We start from the raw sequence: 21727 nt of genomic DNA on the forward strand, positions 1-21727 counted from the left end.
CGTTCGCGCCGACACCCTTACAATCCAGGATCTGTACCCATGCGCTGGCAGCCGGCTGAAAACCGCTATGAGAAAATGCTCTACAACAGGTGCGGGCGATCCGGCCTGAAACTGCCGGCGATCTCGCTCGGCCTGTGGCACAATTTCGGCAACGACACGCCACACCAGACCAAGCAGGCGATCGCGCGCAAGGCCTTCGATATCGGCATCACCCATTTCGATCTTGCCAACAATTACGGCCCGCCGCCGGGCTCGGCCGAGATCGCCTTCGGCGAGATATTGCGCACCGACTTCGCCAGTTATCGCGACGAGCTGATCATCTCGACCAAGGCCGGCTATGAGATGTGGGCAGGGCCTTACGGCGAATGGGGCAGCCGCAAATATGTGCTGGCGAGCCTCGACCAGAGCCTGAAGCGGATGGGGCTCGACTATATCGACATCTTCTATTCGCACCGCTTCGATCCGGATACGCCGCTTGAGGAAACGATGGGCGCGCTCGACCATGCGGTGCGTTCTGGCAAGGCGCTCTATGCCGGCATCTCGTCCTACAATTCGCAGCGCACGCGCGAGGCCGCCGACATATTGAAGCAGCTCGGTACGCCCTGCATCATCCATCAGCCGAGCTATTCGATGCTCAACCGCTGGGTCGAAGAGGACGGACTGCTCGATACGCTGGAAGGGCTCGGTGTCGGATCGATCGTGTTCTCGCCGCTGGCGCAAGGCATGCTGACCGACAAATATCTCGGCGGCATCCCCGAGGGTAGCCGCGCCAGCCAAGGCAAGTCGCTGCGGCCCGCCTTCATCAACGAAAAGACCATCGCTAACATCCAGGCGCTGAACGCGATCGCCGGCAAGCGTGGCCAGACGCTGGCGCAGATGGCGCTGGCCTGGGTGCTGCGCAAGGGCCGGGTCACCTCGGCGCTGATCGGCGCCAGCCGGCCCGAACAGGTCGAGGACTGCGTCGGCGCGCTCAAGGTGCTCGAGTTCAGCGATGCCGAGCTCGCCGAAATCGACACTTACGCACGCGAGTCCGACATCAATCTGTGGGCGGCGTCGGCCGAGCGCAAAGGCCCGCCGCGGAAGTAAGCGGAACAGCCGGCACCGGACATGAATCAAAACGGCGGGAAAGATCCCGCCGTTTTGCGTTTATCAAGCTTCGGGCCCGTTCAGGGCTTCTTGGCCGTGCCGAGACCGGCCTTGGGCGCCGCCGCGGCTGCCGGAGCCGGGGTCTTCATCTTGGCTTCGATCCAACCCGTATAGTTGGCCAATCGCGTGTAGATGCCATAGGCATTCTTGTGGCCGCAAGCGGCGGTGCCGTCGGACGGACCTTCGCCCCAGGAGACGACGCCGACCTGGACCGGACCGTTGGCGCCGGTCATGAACAGCGGACCGCCGCTGTCGCCGTTGCAGGCGTCGCGTTCGCCGCTGTCGGTGCCGGCGCAGATCATGTTCTTGGTCAGCGGATCCGACATATCGGCGGCGATCGCATTGGCGGCGGCATCGATGCCCTTTTCCGAATAACGCATCCGATGCGAGAGATCGCCAAGTGCCGCCTTCAAGTCATGCGCATAGATCGACTTGATGCCGCTGTTGCAGGCAGCGCTCGGCTCGAGATCGAGATCGGCCACCATCAGCGCGGTCGGGAAGGTGCCGTCCTGCATCTTGCCCCAGCCGATGACCGTGGTCTTGCCGCTGTCTGGCGTCGGCTCATTGGTGATCTTGATGACCGGCGCATCGGCGGGCTCCGCCAGCCGGAGCAGGCCGAGATCATTGTCCAGCGTCTGTTCGCTGTAGCCCTCGTTGACGATGACCTCGACCACCTTGTAGCGCTTGCCTTCGGTAAGATCGGTGGCGCCGGTCAGCACGGTCACCGTGTCGGGCGAAATCGGCCGGCCCTTGTCGTTGAGGCAGTGCGCCGCCGTCAGCACCCATTGCGGAGCAATCAGGCTGCCGCCGCAGAATTGCGCGTTCGGCTGCGAGGCCGGGCTGGGGTCCAGCCGGGCGCTGGTCAGCAGCGCCACCTGGAACGGATAGGCCCCTTTGTCGGCTTCCTTGCCGCCATAGACGCGGTCGGCCCCGTCGGGATTCTCGGCCTTGGCCTTGTCCCGGGATTCGGCGACGCGCTGCATCGGCGAGACCGCCGCTTCCGGCCTGGCGGCGTCGTCGGCTGCATAGAGCGCGTCGACAGCGGGGAAAGCGGCCGCGATGCCCAGCAGCGATGCAGCGGCAAGCGGCCTGAACCGATGGATAATGTTCACCTTGAAACCCTCCTGAGATGAAAAATGCCGAGCCATGCCGCCATGACGCATAACCAACAGAAGCGGTACCGGTACCTCGATCGCCTTCTGCCAGAACGAACGACATCCGCGCGGTCATAAAACCGAAATACGACTTTTGCTAATCGTGCCCCATCGGGCAGAGCCCACCCAAACCCTATAGCCCCCACGGGCTACGTGGAAGGGATTTGTCATTGCCAATGTTGGATTATTTTAGGCAGTATATCGACGCGGGTGCGTTTGGCGGAGGGCTTTAACGAGGCCGCCCGGACCGATGATCCGATACGGGCGGGTAACCAAACTAATTTTTTAACTCCACCACGATCTCGACAATATTTCTGTATTTTGCTCCACTCCTTGCTGACTTTTGGGAGAGTCTCACCATGACGAAACTGACAAGCACTATCATTGCGTCCGCACTGCTATCCACCGCACTGTGGGCGATGCCTGCCTTCGCCGCCGATCCCGGCTCAGCGAATGCCGGCAATGGCGAAAGCATGCGCGATCTCGGAACGGGCGACTACCAGCCCGGCCGTGCAAAGCCGATCGCGCCGCCGAAACTGACCGAAGATGAAGCCAGCCGGGCAGCGCCGCTGACCGACGAGGGCACGGCGGTCAAATCCTATGGCATCGTCGGACGTTCCGCCGATGGCAAGGACATCAAGATCGATGCAGGCGAGACGCTGAAGGACCTTGTCATCAAGGAATTGAACGCGCCCGCCAACACACCGAACGCCGACAAGACCGGATTGACGGGCGGCGACGAAGCCGGCCGCCAGGTGTTCGGGGCCGACGATCGCGAGCAGATCAAGAACACCAAGACCTACCCGTTCACCGCGATCGGGTATATCGAAGGCAAAGCCAAGAGCGGTTATGGCAGCTGCTCGGGAACCCTGATCGGTCCGCGCACGGTGCTCACCGCCGCGCATTGCCTCTACAGCAATGAAGACAAGGCTTGGCTCGACGACGTCATCTTCGTGCCGTCGCTCAACGGCAACACCGCCGACGATGCACCGTTTGGCGCTTTCAGCTACGAGAGCGTCTATATCCTGCAGGGCTTCATCGACAATTATCAGGGTTACTACGGCTCGGTCATTCCGTGGGACCTCGGCATCATTACGCTGAAGCAGGATGTCGGCACCAATCTCGGCTGGCTGGGTTATGCCAACTATGAGAACCTCGGCGATTTCACCGCAAACATCGTTGGCTATCCCGGCGACAAGCCGATGGGAACGATGTGGAAGGCGACCTGCGAAGTGAAAGCCGAAAACGTCGGCGCGGAGTATTTCCAGTACGACTGCGACACCTATCCGGGGTCGAGCGGCAGCTCGGTCTACGCCTACGACAATGGCGCCAAGCAGCGCGTCGTCACCGGCGTGAACGTGGCCGAAAGCCCCAACGCCAACACTGCGGTGCGCCTGAACGCTGCCAACGTGGCGTGGATCAACAGCCTGTACAAATAAGGCCCGATCTTTCGCCGGCAAACAGCGGCGATAACCAGCACTACCAAACCGGCGGCGGGACGTTCCCGCCGCCGGTTTTTTTGTATCGAAACACCTCTCTTGCACTGTGTTACAGCGGTGCTTACGCTAGGCGATCCAAGGGGTTGGGTAAGATGGCGCGGGCAAGAATGATCTTCGGAGTCAAAGCGATGGCGGCTGCATCCATGCTGGCCGCACTGACATGCTTTTCCGCTATGGCCGATCAAGGCGGTGCCACACCCGATGGCGCCTGGGCCGAGCGGGTGCAAATCCTCTATAAAAGCGAAACACGTTCGGTGCTGCGCAAGAATGTACGGGTCTGGGATTCCCACCCGGAATTGGGTCTTGATTTCACCTGGGAGCCGGCGTCCGGCGTGTCGCCGGACCGCACCGTCGCAGCCGACGGCACCGTCAACGGCAAGGGCAGGCTGGTCTGGCGCGTACGCGGCTCGGCGAGCTACGACCCCAAGACGATCTATTCCAGCTATTTCGGCGAGATCAGGAATGGCCGCCCCGATGGACAAGGCCGGCTGGAGCTGCGTTCAGGCGAGATTCTCGACGGCCGTTGGGTCGCCGGCCAGCTCGACGGCCATGCGATCCATGTCGATGCCGACGGCAATCGCTATGAAGGGCAATTCAGGGCCGGTGTGCCGAATGGCGAGGGCAGGCTGGAGACGAAGACAGGCAAGATATTCGTCGGCTCTTTTGCCGATGGGCTGAAGGACGGCAAGGGCCGCACCCGGTTGCCCGGCGGCACCGTCTACTGGTCGCAATGGGCGATGGGCAAGGAGATCGGCGGTGCGCGCCCCGATGTGCTGGCCGATGCCAGAGTGGGCGGGTTGCTCAAGGCGCAGACCGGCGGCGGTTCCGCCGACAAGGTCGAGATCGGCATTGCCGTCGACCAGCGCATGACGCAGCAGGCCGACATGCAGTACCAGCATCTCGTGCGCGACGAAGACATCGCGATCTATCCGGTGTCGGACCAGTACAATGATGCCTGGAACGGCACCGGAGAGATTCGTACCGGCAATGTCTATGAAGGCATGGACTGGGAGACGGCGCCGGCCTTCGCCGAAGTCGACCTCAAGACCACCGACCGGTCGAGGGTCAAGATCGACAGCCTGGAAATGAAGGTGGCCGCGAGCGAGGCCTACCGCAAGCCGATGCTGTCGATCAGCGAGCATTATGGCTGCGTCGGCTTCCGCCCCGACTTCTCGATCGTCAACAATGGCTGGGGCGACGTGAAAGACATGAAGATGTCGATCCAGTTCACCAGGACCGACGAGGAGGACAACGCGACCGGCGAGCCGAGCCGCACGTTCACGAAGGACATCGGCACTTTCGGCGACGGCGTCGACGTCTCGATCAAGGACGTGCTGACTGAAGCCGGCGTCGACACAACCACGCTCGAGACCGAGCGCTTCACCTGCCCGTCAAGGGACAGCCTGGATGTCTGCCGCGCCCAGGTGGCCAACAAGGTCAAGTTCGGCGACGTTGCCGATTACATCAGCGGCAGCGTCGAGAAAATGAGCGTGACCGGGATTGGCAAGCTCGATTATTCCTGGGCGGACGATCAGGGCGCCGTCTACCAGCAGAGCGAGCCGTTTCGCGTCATCGTCTCGCTGGTCAGCATCGAGGTCCCAGAATCGCTCGCCGAATGCGGCGATGGCGGCGGCGCGTCGCCCGAAGCGCTGCGCTACCAGAACATCGAATTTCCGATCGGCAAGACCGATTACAGCATCCCCATGCCGGTGCGCGGCAACAAGAATCTCAGCGCCTACACGGCACGGCTGAAAATGTGGTCGTCAATGTCGTCGATCCATCGCTTCAGCATCGCCGCCCATTTCGCCGATGGCAGCACACGCGAGAGCAAGCCGGCCACGTTCTTCTATTTCAGGCCGAAGCAGTCGCTGTTCGAAACCAGCACCAAGCCGGCGGTCTGCTATCTGCCGGAAGATCTGCAAGGCTGTTGAGGTCCTGTCACGTCCTTTCGGGAATCGCGTCATTTCGAGCCCATCTCAAAAAAATTGGGCAATGGGATCAGCCGGGCAAAGATCGTGCCCTGGCTGAACACCCTGAGTTCCAGCATCGACCCGGACGATCGTTCGGCTTTCTGGTCGAACAGGAAATTGCCGAGCGAATAGATCTCCGCAACATCGCCGCCGCCGAGCGGCAGGATCGCCTCGCTCGATACATGTGGATGACCGCCGACGATTGCCGTGACACCGCGCAGCCGCATCTGGTCGGCAAGCATCTCCTCGCGCGGCGACGGCTCCGTCTTGTACTCGCGGCCCCAATGGACGAAGGCAATCACCGGCCGCTCGGCATTGTCGTGCAGCAGCCGGTCGAGCAAAGCAGGCGTCAGAAGGTCGGTGTTCCTGGAGCCGTTGGTATCGATGTCGGTCAGCCCGACCAGGTCGAGATCGGCAAGCGCCAGCGTCTCGCCCTGCCCGAAATGGGCGATGCCGGCCGCATCGAGTGCGGCCAGCGTCTCGGCATAGCCTGACGGGCCGAGGTCGTAGGCGTGATTGTTGGCGAGGCTGACAGCGGCGACATGCAATTTCTTGAGCATGTCGATGGCGAGGTCTGCGGGCATGGCCAGCGTCATGTCGTCGATCGCCTCAGGGACGTTGGGCAGGATCACGCCTTCGAGATTGACGATCAGCGGCCGCGAGCGGGTCAGGGCCAGCACGCTTTCGACGATCTTCTCGGCAACACCGTCGCGGACCAGGATCTTCTTCATGGCGCGGCCGAAATTCACGTCGCCCGCGAAATAGTAGAGCTTGTCGTCGGGACGGGCAGGATTGTTGAAGCCGGGGCCGAAGGCGCCGAACAGCGCCACGACATAGCTGGTGGTGCGCTCGACATAGTCGCTTGAATGCGCCTGCGAGTTCTCGTTGGCGACGACCAGCGGCGCAGCACCGAACAGTTCGCGCTGCAGCCTGGTCTGGATATAGAGCGCACCGACCGAATCGGCGTGATCCGGCTGGCGCAGCGCCGCGATGCCGTCGAGCGAACCGGCGGCGAGCATGTTCAGCGTCTGCTGGTCGAAACGCCTGGCTTCGTGCTGCGGCAGATAGTGGGAGAAATCGGTGGATTCGACGATCAGCGTGTCCTTGTCGACGATCGCTTTCAGCGCCTGCGCCAGCCGGTCCCAGTCGGCTCGCTTGGCTTTGACCGACATCGCCACCGGCACGATTTCAGCTTCGGGGAAATAGTGATGCAGGAAAGGCAGCATCGCCTGCACGCCATGCTCCCTGGCGAACAGGCAGGAGTCTTCGACCATGTCGCTGTTCGCTTCCAGAAGGTGCACGGCTTCCGTGTCGGCCTGGACTGGACCGAGCACTGTTTCAAAACCGCGCGGCGTCGTGGCGAAGAGTTTCTGCGTCTCGTGGAAATGGTCCGGCGACAGGATGACGATGCGCTTGTAGCGGAAGCCGGACGCGGCGTGGAAACCGAGTGCGACGAGATCTGCGACGAGCAGGTGGTGGGGGACTGTGATGCCGGTGAGGCGTTGGTTGGAGGGGGCAAGTTTGGCGACGGCGGCGATGGCATCGGTGAAAAGCGTGGGGTCGTCGTAGAAGGAGGAGAAATTTGTGTCCCCCCGCGGGCAGGTGATGGGGGCGGCGGATGCATGAAGCGGAAATAGGAAGGCAACTGCAAAGACCAGCAGAATGATGGTCCGCGCCAAGGCGCCCCCTCTGTCCTGCCGGACATCTCCCCCTCAAGGGGGGAGATTGGCAGCTTGGTCGCCGGCTCTTCGTTTAAAACGCTGACAATTGGCGAAGTCGCTGATGACAGCTGATCTCCCCCTTGAGGGGGAGATGGCCGGCAGGACAGAGGGGGGTGCCTGGGCGCAAACCTCTCACGGCTCAGCCAAAACAATGTTCTCGACGCCGCCGACATAGTAGAACGGCTTCTGCTTGGACGCGGTCAGCCGCAGCACTTCGCGCGAAATATAGTCGGCGAGGCCGAACAGCGTCACGCCGCCGTCGGAGGTCTTGGCCCGGCCGCGCAGGCCTTCGAGGATCGAATAGGTGAAGACGCCATGGCCGAGCTCGGGCAGTTCGGCGGCGGTGTTGTTGGCAGCGGTGGCCGAGAAGACGACGATGCGTGCGTCCTGCGCGTCTTTTTCCAGGCGCGGGTTGAAGGCGTTGGCGGCGTGGCAGGTGTCGAGCAGCATGAAGCGCATGCCCTTGGCCCGCTCAACCGATTTCTGGATGTCGCCCCAGTCGACCAGCGAGGAGCGCTTCCAGCGGTCGGCATCCTGTTTGCGGCCGTCCGTGGGGATGAAATAATAATCTTCGTCGATGTTGATGCCGTGACCGGCGACGAAAATGATGGTGGTGTCGTTCTCGCCGGGTCTGTCGAGAAAGTCGGCGAGCTGGTCGTCGATCGTGTCGGAATCCGGTTCCAGGATGGTGTCGGCGCTGGCGACCTTGAACACGTCCTTGCCGGAATCGGGCGCCTCATCCAGCGCTTCGCGGTTGACCAGAACCAGCGTCTCCATCGCCGAAAACAAGGGCGCGGATTTCTGCGAGATCACCTTGAGGAATTCGGTGGCGTCATCGACGGGATAGCGCAGATCGCAGGCGTGGCCGGCGCATGCATCGGTGAGGAAAGGATATTTGTCGACGCCGATCACGGCGACGTAGAGCTTGCCCTTGTTGGCGGGCTTTTCGGTTTTCCTGCCAAGTGCTGTGACACTGCGCTCGGTCAGATAGCCGAACTCGTTGGTGCCGGTGATGCGAATGGTATTTTCGCCATTCTCGACCGGCACTTCGACGATGGTGCTCTTGCCGCCATCGATTGACCGAGCGGTGACATCGCCGACATTGCGGCTGTTCGACAGGATCGAAAATCCGGCGACATCGGCGCCGGCTTCCTGCGCGCCCGAAATCTCGACGGCGACATAGCCCTCGCGGACGTTGCTCTGGTCGGCGGCAAGCTTGATGCCGAATTCCGGCGGTTTGCGCTCGAGCAGCTTTTCCAGCTGGCGGTCGACGCCGGGGCGCATTTCCTGGACCGCCTGTTCGGCGCTACGCAGGATGATGGCCCGGCGCACCATTTCCGGGCTCCAGAGATATTTCTTCAGCTGGCCGGCGCTGATGAAACGCCCTTCGTGGTCGCGGCCCTGATTGACGTGCCAGCCGATCAACTTGTCGCCATCGGCGGAGGAATAATAGTAGCCCTGCGGCATCCAGGCGATCCATTCGGAGCCGGCGAAGAACATCGACACTATCAGTTTGTGGCTCTTCAAATTCCACAACCGCACGGTCTGGTCGGCGCTGCCGGTGACCAACAGCCCTTCCTTCTCGGCGGCAACCATGGCGTTGATCTCGCCGGTGTGGCCGGTGAATTCACCCGATACATCGGCGGTCGCGGTTTTGTATTCCAACAGCGTGCCGTCGCTGCCGCCGGTGATCAGGCCAAGCCCATTGCCGATCAGCGTGTAAGCCGAATGGACGAAGCCATTGGTGGCGGAATTCTCGATGCTGTGCATCACCTTTCCGCCGCTCGCGATTTCGAGCACGGCATTCTCCAGGCCGTCCTTGCCGCCGGGGGCAGCACGGAGCGACCACTCACCCTCTGCGAGTGCCGCGCGGGCATAGGCGCCCTGTTCCGCAAACGCCACCGGGTCCTCGAAGAACCGCTCGGCCGTCGGTAGCGCCAGCACCTTGTCCAGCGTGCCCTGCAGCTCGGGACAGGACACGCGTTCAGGGCAGGGGTTGGTGTTGCCCCAAGCGATGGAGCTGCTCGCCGCACCGATCCCGATCGCCGTCACCGGTTCGCCGACCCCTTGCAGCAGCGCCTTGCGCTCGCCGGTCATGGGGTTCCAGACCTGGATGGCGTTGCGGGTGCCGCCGGCTGTCGCCACCAGCGAGCCGTCGGCATTGCCGGCGCCAGCAAAGACCGTGCCGTCATGGCCGTTATAGTCGAGCAGTTGCTCGCCGCTGTCGGTATTCCAGACCGCCGAGCGATGCTTGTCGGCGCAGCGATAGCTGCATGACGCAACAAGCCGCGAACCCGTGGCGAAGCTCAGAGCGCCGATCTGGAAATCCTGCTTCGCCATGGCGCGGACGAATTTGCCGGTGCTGGCCTGCCAGAGCTGGACGTCGCCGTCCTTGCTGCCGGTGGCGAACAGGCTGCCATCCAATGACACGGCGAGTGCGGCGACGCCGACATCGCGCAGCGGTTCGGCCTCGGCGGGCAAAGCGATTTCCTCTGACTTGGCGATGTCCCAGAGCCTTATGCCGTTGTCGGTGGTCGTCGCCACCAGCCGGGTTCCCGCAGCGGCGAAAGCGAGCTTTTCGACACGCCAGGAATCGGCATCGAGTTTTTCCGCCAGCGTCCAGCCCGACGCGGATTTGTCGTCCGCCCGCCAGAGGTAGACGAAACCATCGCCACCGCCGGCGGCGAGCGTGTTTCCGTCGGGTGAAAAGGCGACATCATAGATGGCATAGTCGGCGGCCTTGAGCACGGTTTTGATCTTGCCGGTGGCGAAATCGAACAGCCTGATATCGCCATAAGGGGGCTTGTCGCCGATGCCGGCGCCGAAATAACCGCCGGCGGCGATCGTGTTGCCATCCGGCGACACGGCAATCGCAAAGACCTTGCCGTCATTGCCATTGCCAAGATAGCCGCGAATGGTGCGGAGCGTCACCCCGCTCTGCCAGTCCCAGATGCGGATGGTCTTGTCATCGGACGCCGAGACCAGTCCCTCGCCGTCCGGCGTGAAGGCAAGATCGGTGACCCTGGCGCTGTGGCCGCCGGTGTTGAGATCGAGATGGAAATCGAGGTCCTCGGCACCGGCGGTTGACGTTAACGCGAGAAGACCGACCAGGATTAGCCACCGGATAGCACGCAAGGGATGGGAGCTGCCCGGCACCTTGTTGCGCCGCTATTTGGAGTCGGCGGGCGGCGGCGACCCGTGACGCACATAATTCTCGATCGCCTGGGCATAATTGGCGGAACCGGCCTTGCGTTCTTTTTCGATGTAGCCGGCAAAATAGCTCCAGAACGACACCGCATAGTCGCGGAAATAGGCATCGGCGACATCGCGCGAACAGAGCTTGCCCTCGACGCAGATCGAGAGACGATTGAGGAAATAGACGATGCGATCGAAATTGTCGTTGAAGTCGGCGATCGGCATGGTGCCGCCGCCGGCAGTCATCGCCTCGATGCCGATGCGTTGCCGAAACACTTGTTCCTCGGTCGGCGACGGCGTGGCGCTGAGCAGATTGTCGTATTTGGCGTTGAGTGCCGACAGGCGCTCCTTGAGCGCGCGTTGCGCCTGCTGAAAATCCTTGCTTTCCCAGAGCTCGACCAGCGACATCGTCTGCTCGACGCGCTTCTGTTCCTGGTTTGCCAGAAACTGGAAGACCGAGAAGCCCAGGGTGAAGATGATCGCCAGGCGCACGGCGAGACCCGACCAGGCGTAGATCAGCATGCGCCAGTCGCGGTCGGTGAACGGGTTGGCTTCCTTCTTGATCTCGTGACTGCTCGGCCACGGAAAGCCTTCGGTGGTTTCGGGCAAGGTCGCCGGCTTCTTGGCCGGTGCCGGCGCCGATGTGGCCGGCGATTTTTGCGTTGCAGTGCCCCCCGGCTTTTTCACCCGCAGCTGTCCAGTTGGATAATGGCGGTGGGATCGAGCACGATGCCGGGTGTCTCCAGCTTCTTTTTCAGGCAATCGAGCTGCGTGCGCGAAATCATGAACTGCACGTCCGGTTCGGCAGCCGCCTTGCTTGGTGACGGCAAAGGCTCGACCACGCCGCGCGAGGCGCAGCTGGAGAGATCGACGACAACGGCCGTGTTGCCGGTCTTGGCGATCTGGTCGTACTGGTCGAGAAAGCAGGTGGCGAGCTCGGAATTGGTGACGATCTGCTTGGCGCACAGGCCGCAATTCTCGTCCGCCGAGGCGCTGGCAACCAGCAACAGGCTGCCGGCAAGGCCGACCGTCGCTGCACGCCAGGAGAGCACGGGGATAGTCACTGATGTCCTCATCTGTTGCATCCAGCCGCGGCGCATAGAAGTGTCGCGAGCCGGGAATGTTCATATATCACGCCGGCAAGAGCCGGCGAAGCGATGTCAGGTCAGGCGCGGGGCACCGTCTCCATCGGGAAGATCATCACCGCGCCTTTGGGACCGCTCTTGTCGGCAAGCCGCATCACGGAGCGCGTTGCCGGCGCCATGCCGATGTCGGCCAGCATGTCGGAAAAACCAGGCGTTCCCGATGCGGCACGCGTCACGGCGCGCACGCCTTCCTGGGCAAGAAAGCTCAGATCCTCTTTCTCGCTTTGCGGCGGCGCCTCGGTCAGCACGGCAATCATGCGCTCCATGCCGAAGCTGGTGTCGGTGAAGGCGAGCAGCCCTTCCTTCAGGCCCTGATCGGCCTGCTGATTGATCGGGGCCAGCCGCTCGGCGACGATGTGGGTGATCGAATAGTCGCTGCCGATATACAGCACGTTGATGTCGACGAACTCGTCGGACCCGTTCTTGGCCGCAATGTGTACCTGATCGCCCGGCGAAACGCGCGGCACCTTTGACGATTCGATCGGCTCCAGCGCATCGCTGTCCTGGCGCTTGATAAGGAACTGGACGCTGACCTCGTCCGGCCGGTAGTCGGACGCCGCGGCGAGCCGCGACAGGCCGGTGGCGCGGAAGATCGTGGTCAGGGTCTTGGCTGTGTTTTCCGCAAGCTTGTCGCGGCCATCCTGATGGATGACGATGCGCGGCGGCTTGCTGCCGTCCTTCAGGCTGATGTCGCCGGACGCCGGCAGGAACCACAGCGCCGGTTCGTCGCTGGCGTTGGCGGCAGCGCCGTCCATGGATTTTTCGCGCAGCACCGCAAGCCGCAGATCGGCGCTCTTGCCGGGCTCGACCAGCGCGATGTGGAAGCCGGACTTCGGCTTCGCCACCAATTCGTCCAGAACCGAATTGACCAGCTCGGTTTCTTTTTCGAGCCCTGCGGTCGGCGCCGGCTTTGCCACCAGCAGCTTGTAGTCGACTGCGAGTTCGGCAACGCGCGCATAGGCGCCGGCGGGCACCGCCGTCGGCGCAAGCGCCGGCTTGCCGTCGAATTCGACCGGTGCGAGCTGGCTTTCGAGGTTTTTTGCCGATTTCACTTCGAGATAGCCGACGGCGTCGGAGAGCTTCGACAGCGCCGAAGGCAAAATGGCGAGCTTGCTGCCGGGGGTCAGACCCTGCAGCAGCCCGGCGCCGATCGCGACATCGCCGTCCTTGACGGCAATCGGCCATTGCATGACGGCGTCGGTCTTGTCGGTGCCGAACACGCGGGCGTCCAGTTCGCCCTCGAACAGGGGCGTCGGCCTTGTGCGGCCGTCGGCCGAATATTGCTGCAGCACGGCCTGGCCGAGCTGGCGATAGGTGACGTTGGGGTTCTCGGCCAATTTCGACAGGATGGTGAAGGTGAACAGGCCGAAGCGCGGCGCGTCGGGCGTGCCCTTGGGCAGCGGCATTTCCGGCGTCGTCTCGACCGTCTGCGCGGCATAGAAGGCGACCAGCTTGCCCCTGGCGATCGGCTCTGCGCCAGTCGGCGTCAGGTTGAAGGCCGGCTTGCGGCCGCCATTCTCGTCGAAACCGCGCGATGCGCTTGCCGAGATGTCGTCATAGGCCTTCACCGCGGCTGCTCTCGCCGCGTCGTCGCCGCCGACGAGGTCGGCGAACTCGACCTTGCGCTCCAGTTCGTCATCGACTTCCGCGGCGCGCGTCGCGGTGCCGGAATGGCAGCAGTCGAACACCACCCAGACAAAGGCGCCCTCGTCGCGGATGGCGTCGAGTGCGGCGCCGACCTCGTTGTCGACCAGCGCGTTCGGCACGCCCTCTTCGCGGTTGATCCATTTGTCGATATCGGACGGCAGGAAAATCTCGTCGAGGCCGTCGGTCTCGTCACCGGCCTTGGCTTGCGGCTGCTGGGCGCCGTGGCCCGACAGATGCAGATAGACGAAATCGTCGCGTTGCACCTTGCCGGCGAGGTCGGCAAGGGCGGCCTTGATCGCCGCATGCGTCGGCGGGCCGTTGGCGCCTTCGACGTCCTTGGCGAGCAGGATCACATTCTCGGCCGAGAACTTCACCGGATCGGGCGTGTTCTTCAGGAGATAGTCGCGCACCAGGCCGGCATCGTTCTTCGGCCCGATCAGCCAGTTCTTCTGCGGCAGGTTCGGATAGTCGGTGCAGGCAACCAGCAGCGCGTGATAGGTGCGCGAGGCGGCGAGAGCGCGGAACGAAACCGTACCGGCAGCCACAAGCGCCGACGTGCCGACGAGCAGCGTCCGTCGTGTCAGTTTGATCATAATTGCTTCCCCAAGCCCGATCGAATTTGCAAGTGCGGCACCTTTCGTCGCGAATTTTGTCAGTATTTTGAATGTGGTCGGTGCCGTCAATCGGCGGTGGTGGTCATGGTGTCGATGGCGATAACGGAAACAGTGGCAAAAAGCCTGCTTCGTCGCTATCTCAAGGGAATTGAGACCGTCGCATGGCAGAAATGATTTGCGAGCGGCGCTGGGTCAAACAGATAGAACATGATGTCGTCCGAGAACCGCTCCACACTTTTCGGCATCATGCTCTAAACGATCGGAAAACGGGATCATGGCGGCAAGGGATGTGCTGACGAAGAATCAGCTGAGCGTGCTCGAGAAGCTTGAGGCCGCCAGCGGACCGCTCAGCGCCTATACGCTTCTCGACCAGCTGCGCGAGCGCGGTTTCCGCGCGCCGCTACAGGTTTACCGGGCGCTCGACAGCCTGGTGAAGTCAGGCTTCGTGCACCGGTTGGAAAGCCTCAACTCCTTCGTCGCCTGCGCCGAACCGCACGACCATACGCATTCGATGACAGCCTTCGCTATCTGCGACACATGCGGGCAGGTGATGGAGATGTCCGACCATGACGTCGGCCACCGGCTGGACGAATGGGTGCGCTCGACCGGGTTTGCTGCGAAGAAGGCGGTCATCGAGTTTCGGGGGACGTGTGCCAAGTGCCTGGCTGAAGCGGCTTAGCTTGCTTCCTACTTGAGCCGAGGCGGTGCGCTATTCTCGAATTCGTTCAAGAATGTCTCATAGACGACGTACCGCGTAGGCCCAGGTGTTAGCTGCTCCATAAGCAGGGGTTTCACCTCGTCGAGCCAAGATAATTTGCCAAGGCCAGACCCGATTTTTGGCAAGGCGATGGATTCTACCCGGTTTTTGTCGGCCCATTTCACAAGCCCGCGAACTGCTTTCCGTAAATAGGGAAGCGTGGCGTGATACATATCTGGCTGGGTTGCCAGATAAATGAAGCCCGGCTGATTGCCGTCTGGCTCCAATGTCCAGATATGACCCCCAATAAACCTGCCGGTCCGAGCATATTTCTTGAACGCAGCCTGCACATTCGGCCACTTTTTCGAAATCTTCAGCGCAAGTCCGGTGCCAAGGCCCTCTTGATTGCCCTCTGCCACGCCTTGAGCGATATAGCTTTCCTGGGCGGCCAGCAGGTCTCCGGTGACAAAGACAATCATCGCACCTTCAATGCGCCTCGTCCCAGTTGTTCGCTGCGCGGGCATCGACATGCAGCGGCACCGACATCGAGATGGCCGGCATCGGCGCGTTCTCCATCACCCTGCGCACCACGGGGATCGTCGCCTCGACTTCCGCTTCAACCGTCTCGAAGATCAATTCGTCATGCACCTGCAAGAGCATGCGGGCGGACAGGCCGGCCTTTTCCAGCGCCTCGTCCATATGCACCATGGCGCGGCGGATGATATCGGCAGCGGTGCCTTGCAGCCTGGCGTTGATCGAGGCGCGCTCGTTGAAGGCACGGATCGACGGGTTTGACGACCGGATCTCAGGATAGTGGATGCGGCGGCCGAAGATGGTTTCGACGAAGCCATGCTCGCGGGCATAGGCTTTTGTTGCCTCGATATAGTCGCGGATGCCGGGGAAACGCTCGAAGTATTTCTTGATGTAGGCGCCGGCCTCCTCGCGCGGGATCGACAGCTGGTTGGCCAGCCCAAAGGCCGAGATGCCGTAGATGATGCCGAAATTGATTGCCTTGGCGCGGCGGCGCACTTCGGAAGGCATGCCTTCGACCGGCACGTTGAACATTTCCGAGGCGGTGATGGCGTGGATGTCGGCGCCATCGGCGAAGGCCTGCTTCAACTGCGGGATCTCGGCGACGTGGGCAAGCACGCGCAGTTCGATCTGGCTGTAGTCGGCCGAGACTAGTTTCTGGCCCTTGTCGGCGATGAAGGCCGTCCTGATCTTGCGTCCCTCCGCGGTGCGCACCGGGATGTTCTGCAGATTGGGATCGGAGGAGGACAGCCGGCCCGTCGTCGTTGCGGCCAGCGCATACGATGTGTGCACGCGCCTGGTGTCGGGATGGATGAAGCCGGGCAGCGCGTCGGTATAGGTCGATTTCAGCTTGGTCAGCTGGCGCCAGTCGACGATCTTGCGCGGCAGTTCGTGGCCTTCGGCGGCGAGGTCTTCCAGAAGCTGCGCGGAAGTCGACCATTGTCCGGTCTTGGTCTTGGAGCCGCCGGGCAGGCCCATGCGGCCGAACAGGATGTCGCCCAGCTGCTTTGGCGACCCGATGTTGATGCGCTCGCCGACAAGGCCGTAGATCTCCTCCTCCAGCCGTGCGGCGCCTTGCGCCAGCTCGCCGGAGAGCCGCGACAGGATCTGGCGGTCGACCGAGATGCCACGCTGTTCCATCCGGGCCAACACCGGCACCAGCGGCCGCTCCAGCCGCTCATAGACCGAGACGAGGCCCTTGGCGGCAAGCCGCGGCTTCAGCACCTGCCACAGCCGCAGCGTCACGTCGGCATGGCCGGCGGCGTAGGTGATCGCCCGGTCGATGTCGACCTGGTCGAACCCGACCGAGCTTCTGCCGGAACCGGCGAGATCCTTGAGCGGCGTCGTGGCATGGCCGAGCCATTTGTCGGCAAGCGAGGACAAAGTGTGGTGGCCGGTGCCGGCGTCGAGCACATAGGAAATCAACATCGTGTCGTCGAAGGGTGCGATATCGATGCCGTGGCGGCTCATGACGACGATGTCGTATTTGGCGTCCTGGGCGATCTTGAGCACCGATTTGTCTTCCAGCAGCGGCTTCAGCAGCGCCAGCGCCTCGCGGACCGGAATCTGGTTCTCCAGCGTGCCGCCGCCGAGCAGGTCGCCGGCGCCGCTCTTGTGGGCGAGCGGCACATAGGCGGCGCGGCCGGGGCCGATCGCCAGGGAGAAACCGATGAGGTCGGCCAGCATCGGATCGGAAGACGTGGTTTCGGTGTCGAAGGCGACGATCCCGGTCTCCTTGGCTTGGGCCAGCCAGGTCTTGAGCGTCGCCGTGTCGCGGATGGCGACATAGGCGGCGGGATCGATTTTGGCCGCAGCGGCCGTTTCCAGGCGAAGTGCGGCAAGCAGCGAAGGGGCGTCGCCGGCCCTGGCGGTTTCGGTTTTGGCTTCATCCTGTGTTGCCGCAGGCACCGGTGTGCCGGAGCCGACATCGGGGCCGTGCGCGGTGTCGGCGCGCTCGACGGTGACTGCGACAGCCTGCACATCGCCGGCTTCGGTGCTGGTCGCCTCGGCCACACGGCGGGTCAGCGAGGTGAATTCCATGGTTTTGAGAAAGCCGATCAGCTTCGGCCCATCCGGCGCATGCAGCACGAAATCGTCGAGCCCGTCGGTCACCGGCACGTCGTTCTTCAGCGTCACCAGCTGGCGCGATATGCGCGCCTTGTCGGCATTGGCGATGATGGATTCGCGCCTCTTGTCCTGCTTGATCTCGCTGGCCCGGGCGAGCAGCCCGTCAAGGTCGCCGAACTGTTCCAGAAGCTGCGCCGCCGTTTTCGGCCCGATGCCGGGTACGCCCGGCACATTGTCGACGGAGTCGCCGGTCAGCGCCTGCAGGTCTATCATCTTTTCCGGCGGCACGCCCCATTTCTCGATGACTTCGGGGATGCCGATCTGGCGGTCCTTCATCGGGTCGTACATGCCGACCGTGGGTCCGACCAGCTGCATCAGATCCTTGTCAGAGGAGATGATAGTGGTGTCGCCGCCGGCCTCGCACGCCAGCCTGGCATAAGTGGCGATGAGGTCGTCGGCCTCGTAGCCTTCGATCTCGATGCAAGGCAGGTTGAAGGCCACGGTTGCCTGGCGGATCAGACCGAATTGCGGGATCAGGTCTTCGGGCGGTGCGTTGCGGTTGGCCTTGTATTCCGGGTAAAGATCATTGCGGAAGGTTTTCGACGAATAATCGAAAATGACCGCTAAATGCGTCGGCACGATGCCTACATCGGTGTTGCGGGCGTCCTGCATCAGCTTCCACAACATGTTGCAGAAGCCGGAGACCGCGCCGACCGGCAGCCCATCGGATTTGCGGGTCAGCGGCGGCAGCGCATGATAGGCGCGAAAGATGTAGCCGGAGCCGTCGATAAGGAAGAGATGGTCGCCTTTTTTCATGCCGGCAGGGATAGCGCGGCAGGACGGCGCGGTCCATGGCAAAGGCGGGCTTCCAACAGGTGTTGCGGCGACATGCTGACAGAGCCTGCCTGCCGATAGGTCCTGCTGCTGTTTGCCTCGGCGCTCACGGCTATGTTACAAAACTGTAATTTTTGTGCCCTTGAAACGCCACGATCCGAGACACAAATAAAGGTCATCGGCAGTTTTCGCCGAGTCCGGAGCAAGGCCCGTCCCCCGCCTATCCCGGACAATTGCGGCAGCCTATCCCCCCTCTCCGGGCTGCCGCATCGTTTCGAGTAAAAGACCGCCGTGGTTCCCCTCCACCACGGCGGTTCTTTTTTGCCTTCTGACAAGTGTTTACGGTCCGTGGTCCAACGGTCGCGGGCTTTTCGTTTTGATGCGCTGCCTTTACGGTCCCGGCACCGAAAAGAAAGGCCCGCAGTAATGTCCACCATTTCCTCCGTCCTCGACCGTCTCGACAAAAATCTCGACCAGAGCCTGGAGCGCCTGTTCGGCCTGCTCCGCATCAAGTCGATCTCCACCGATTCAGACTATGCCGCCGACTGCCGCAAGGCCGCCGAATGGCTGGTGGCGGACCTCAAGCTGATCGGCTTCGACGCTTCGGTGCGCGACACGCCGGGACACCCGATGGTGGTTGCGCACCATGAAGGCCCCGCCGGTTCGCCGCATGTGCTGTTTTACGGCCATTACGACGTGCAGCCGGTCGATCCGATCGAGCTTTGGGAGAACGACCCGTTTGCGCCGGCGGTCAATGAGATCGAGCCCGGTCACAAGGTAATCACCGGCCGTGGCTCGGCCGACGACAAGGGGCAGCTGATGACCTTCGTCGAGGCCTGCCGCGCCTGGAAGCAGGTGCATGGCAATCTGCCCTGCCGCATCACCATCCTGTTCGAGGGCGAGGAGGAGTCCGGTTCGCCGTCGCTCAAGCCGTTCCTCGAGGCCAATGCCGAGGAACTCAAGGCCGATTTCGCTCTGGTCTGCGACACCGGCATGTGGGACCGCGAAACGCCGTCGATCTGCGTTTCGCTGCGCGGAATGGTCGGCGAGGAGGTCACGGTCAAGGCTGCCGATCGCGACCTGCATTCGGGCCTCTATGGCGGCGCCGCCGCCAACCCGATCCGCATCCTGGCGAAAATCCTCGCCGACATCCATGACGAGAACGGCCACATCACCATTCCCGGCTTCTATGACGGGGTCGAGGAAACGCCGTCGCAGATCCTGAAATCATGGGAAACTCTGGGCGAGACCGCCGAAACCTTCCTCGGACCGATCGGCCTCTCGATCCCGTCGGGCGAAAAAGGCCGCTCGGTGATGGAACTGACCTGGGCGCGGCCGACGGCCGAGTTCAACGGCATCATCGGCGGCTATACCGGCAAGGGGTTCAAGACGGTGATCGCGGCGGAAGCGTCGTCCAAAATCTCCTTCCGCCTCGTCCACAAGCAGGACCCCGAGAAGATCCGCGCCGCTTTCCGGAAATTCGTCAAGGCGCGCATTCCCGGGGACTGTTCGGTCGAATTCCACCCGCATGGCGGCGGGCCGGCAATTCAGCTTTCCTACGACTCGCCATTCCTGGCCAAGGCCAAGACTGCGCTGTCGGATGAATGGCCGAAGCCAGCGGTGACGACGGGCAGCGGCGGCTCGATACCGGTGGTCGGCGACTTCCAGACCTATCTCGGCATGGAATCGCTGCTGGTCGGGTTCGGCCTCGACGACGACCGCATCCACTCGCCCAACGAGAAATACGAGCTGACCTCCTTCCACAAGGGCCAGCGCTCCTGGGCGCGCATTCTCGATGCGCTGACGCGCTGAGGAGGCTGGGAAGTTTTCTTGTTGATTTTTCAGCGGATCGCGGCGAGGACGAGTTACGCCGCGATCCGGAGAAAACCATGCCCGACATCCGCTTCCACAAGAACGATCTGCCCGACCTCGCCCACTACAATGTCGACGCGGTGGCCATCGATACCGAGACGCTGGGGTTGAACCCGCACCGCGACCGGCTGTGCGTGGTGCAGATCTCGCCCGGCGATGGCTCGGCCGACGTGATCCAGATCGCGCCCGGCCAGAAGAAAGCGCCGAACCTCGTCAGCCTGCTCCGCAACCGCGGCATATCGAAACTGTTCCACTACGGCCGTTTCGACCTCGCCGTGCTCTACAACGCCTTCGGCGTCATGCCGGAGCCGGTGTTCTGCACCAAGATCGCCTCGCGGCTGACCCGCACTTATACCGACCGGCACGGCTTGAAGGACATCTGCTTCGAACTGCTTGGCGTCGGCCTGTCGAAGGCGCAGCAATCGTCGGACTGGGCGGCCGAGACCCTGTCGCCCGAACAGATCGAATATGCCGCTTCCGACGTTCTCTATCTGCACCGTCTGCGCGAGGTGCTGGCTGGACGCCTGGCGCGGGACGGGCGCACCAAGGAAGCCGACGCCTGCTTCCGCTTCCTGCCGACGCGTGCCAAGCTCGATTTGATGGGTTGGGACGAAGAGGATATTTTTGCCCACAGCTGATGGCCTTCGGATAACGCTTCCGGCAGCCTTGCAACCAGACACGCGTCGTGGCGTTCTGTCGACTCAATGAGGGGATGACGTGGCAGACCGCAAACCGATAGCGACCGCCCCGACGGATGGATCCAAGGTCACTGTTCTGTGGAAGGACGGCGCCGGCGTCGTCAGCGAATCCGTCGGGCAATATCGCGACGGCGCCTGGTGGGTCTACACCGACAGCGATACCCAGAAAAAGGTCGACCCGACCAGCTGGCGGCCAGTCTCCAGCGACGATGACGACGATCAATGAGCGCCGCTGGCGGGTGCAACTGCTTTCGCATAGCCTGAAGTCGTTGATATCGAGGCCGATTCGGGGCCTTCCGCTCCGTAGCCTCTCTTCCTGGAGGAACGCGTCATGGGCATCGAAAGCCTTCTCATCTTCATCATAATCGGCGCCATTGCCGGCTGGCTCGCCGGCCTCATCGTCTCGGGCTTCGGCTTCGGCCTCATCGGCAACATCATCGTCGGCATTATCGGCGCCCTGATCGCCGGCTGGCTATTTCCAAGGCTCGGCTTCGCTATCGGCGGCGGCATTCTGGCTGCCATCATCAACGCCACGATCGGCGCCGTCATCCTGCTGGTGCTGGTCAAGGTTCTGAAGCGAGCTTGACGCTCTAAGTTTTCATTCAACGCAATTCCTCAGGAGAAAGCCTGTGCTTTCCTGGAATTGCTGCCAAAGGAGCGCGCCGTGAAACAGAACACTCTCTATCTCCTTGTCGGCGCGCTCGTTGTCGTGGTCATCGCGCTCGGTGCATATGTCTATCACGAACAGACCAAGCCCAAGGGCGTCGAACTGAAGATCGACGACAAGGGCATTTCGATCCAGCAGAATTGAAATATTCGGGGTAGCCAGGGCCTCTGCCTTTTGCGGCAGACAGGCCGCGAGGATGCGGCTTTCGGACCCAGTTGGCGGCAGCGGATTTTAGAAATTCTTAAGGAATTTCAGAAGGGTGCATAAACC

17 protein-coding genes are annotated in these 21727 nt (G+C 62.5%); 9 read left to right on the top strand and 8 right to left on the bottom strand.

Going from position 1 to position 21727, the window contains the following annotated elements:
- Positions 1–39 precede the first annotated feature (39 nt).
- On the top strand, positions 40–1086 hold the full coding sequence (gene mgrA / locus NL532_RS08080) for an L-glyceraldehyde 3-phosphate reductase (protein WP_023828317.1): 1047 nt from the start codon (positions 40–42) through the stop codon (positions 1084–1086).
- Between the two features lie 80 nt (positions 1087–1166).
- Here the strand turns inward: mgrA and NL532_RS08085 are convergent, their stop codons facing one another.
- Positions 1167–2258: a S1 family serine peptidase gene (locus NL532_RS08085; RefSeq protein WP_023683034.1), complete on the bottom strand. Its 1092-nt coding sequence runs from the start codon at positions 2256–2258 to the stop codon at positions 1167–1169.
- A 401-nt stretch (positions 2259–2659) separates the two neighbouring features.
- Here NL532_RS08085 and NL532_RS08090 point away from each other — a divergent pair, with 401 nt between their 5' ends.
- Both NL532_RS08090 and NL532_RS08095 read left to right on the top strand, forming a co-directional pair.
- The gene (locus NL532_RS08090) at positions 2660–3739 is read left to right on the top strand and encodes a trypsin-like serine peptidase (protein ID WP_023828318.1); all 1080 of its coding nucleotides are present in this window, start codon (positions 2660–2662) and stop codon (positions 3737–3739) included.
- Between the two features lie 188 nt (positions 3740–3927).
- Entirely contained in the window at positions 3928–5730 is a 1803-nt protein-coding gene (locus NL532_RS08095; RefSeq protein ID WP_245270172.1) for an MORN repeat-containing protein, read from the top strand.
- Positions 5731–5759: 29 nt separating this feature from the next.
- On the opposite strand, the gene amrB is transcribed toward NL532_RS08095, so the two are convergent.
- The 5 genes from amrB to NL532_RS08120 all read right to left on the bottom strand — a co-directional run bounded on the left by amrB (position 5760) and on the right by NL532_RS08120 (position 14070).
- Positions 5760–7448 carry an AmmeMemoRadiSam system protein B gene (gene amrB, locus NL532_RS08100; RefSeq protein ID WP_286488045.1) on the bottom strand — a complete coding sequence of 563 codons (1689 nt, stop codon included), beginning with the start codon at positions 7446–7448 and terminating at the stop codon, positions 5760–5762.
- A gap of 174 nt (positions 7449–7622) precedes the next feature.
- On the bottom strand, positions 7623–10646 hold the full coding sequence (locus NL532_RS08105) for a caspase family protein (protein ID WP_031202703.1): 3024 nt from the start codon (positions 10644–10646) through the stop codon (positions 7623–7625).
- A 12-nt stretch (positions 10647–10658) separates the two neighbouring features.
- Positions 10659–11372, bottom strand: a complete 714-nt coding sequence (locus NL532_RS08110; RefSeq protein ID WP_023828322.1) for a DUF4760 domain-containing protein — start codon at positions 11370–11372, stop codon at positions 10659–10661.
- Positions 11369–11761 (bottom strand): hypothetical protein, encoded by a 393-nt coding sequence (locus NL532_RS08115; RefSeq protein WP_027049727.1) that lies wholly within the window; start codon positions 11759–11761, stop codon positions 11369–11371. The genes NL532_RS08110 and NL532_RS08115 overlap by 4 nt, the downstream gene beginning before the upstream one ends.
- A gap of 89 nt (positions 11762–11850) precedes the next feature.
- A complete protein-coding gene (locus NL532_RS08120) occupies positions 11851–14070 on the bottom strand; it encodes a caspase family protein (RefSeq protein WP_023828323.1) in 2220 nt (739 codons plus the stop codon).
- A 295-nt stretch (positions 14071–14365) separates the two neighbouring features.
- Between NL532_RS08120 and NL532_RS08125 the strand changes: the two genes are divergently transcribed.
- Positions 14366–14770 carry a Fur family transcriptional regulator gene (locus tag NL532_RS08125; RefSeq protein ID WP_023686595.1) on the top strand — a complete coding sequence of 135 codons (405 nt, stop codon included), beginning with the start codon at positions 14366–14368 and terminating at the stop codon, positions 14768–14770.
- An 8-nt stretch (positions 14771–14778) separates the two neighbouring features.
- On the opposite strand, the gene NL532_RS08130 is transcribed toward NL532_RS08125, so the two are convergent.
- Both NL532_RS08130 and polA read right to left on the bottom strand, forming a co-directional pair.
- Positions 14779–15267, bottom strand: coding sequence for a macro domain-containing protein (locus NL532_RS08130; protein ID WP_023691986.1), 489 nt, complete (start codon positions 15265–15267; stop codon positions 14779–14781).
- A gap of 7 nt (positions 15268–15274) precedes the next feature.
- Positions 15275–18202 carry a DNA polymerase I gene (gene polA, locus NL532_RS08135; protein ID WP_023828324.1) on the bottom strand — a complete coding sequence of 976 codons (2928 nt, stop codon included), beginning with the start codon at positions 18200–18202 and terminating at the stop codon, positions 15275–15277.
- 444 nt (positions 18203–18646) lie between these two features.
- Here polA and NL532_RS08140 point away from each other — a divergent pair, with 444 nt between their 5' ends.
- The 5 genes from NL532_RS08140 to NL532_RS08160 all read left to right on the top strand — a co-directional run bounded on the left by NL532_RS08140 (position 18647) and on the right by NL532_RS08160 (position 21601).
- Positions 18647–20032, top strand: a complete 1386-nt coding sequence (locus NL532_RS08140; RefSeq protein WP_023828325.1) for a M20/M25/M40 family metallo-hydrolase — start codon at positions 18647–18649, stop codon at positions 20030–20032.
- Positions 20033–20109: 77 nt separating this feature from the next.
- The gene (locus tag NL532_RS08145; protein ID WP_031202705.1) at positions 20110–20730 is read left to right on the top strand and encodes a ribonuclease D; all 621 of its coding nucleotides are present in this window, start codon (positions 20110–20112) and stop codon (positions 20728–20730) included.
- Positions 20731–20809: 79 nt separating this feature from the next.
- Complete coding sequence (locus tag NL532_RS08150; RefSeq protein ID WP_023683046.1) at positions 20810–21016, top strand: hypothetical protein; 207 nt, start codon at positions 20810–20812, stop codon at positions 21014–21016.
- 105 nt (positions 21017–21121) lie between these two features.
- Positions 21122–21376 carry a GlsB/YeaQ/YmgE family stress response membrane protein gene (locus NL532_RS08155; RefSeq protein WP_023704219.1) on the top strand — a complete coding sequence of 85 codons (255 nt, stop codon included), beginning with the start codon at positions 21122–21124 and terminating at the stop codon, positions 21374–21376.
- A gap of 78 nt (positions 21377–21454) precedes the next feature.
- Positions 21455–21601, top strand: coding sequence for a hypothetical protein (locus NL532_RS08160; RefSeq protein ID WP_023686592.1), 147 nt, complete (start codon positions 21455–21457; stop codon positions 21599–21601).
- Positions 21602–21727: the final 126 nt, after the last annotated feature.

This window comes from Mesorhizobium sp. C120A, from assembly GCF_030323105.1.
GTDB lineage: Bacteria > Pseudomonadota > Alphaproteobacteria > Rhizobiales > Rhizobiaceae > Mesorhizobium.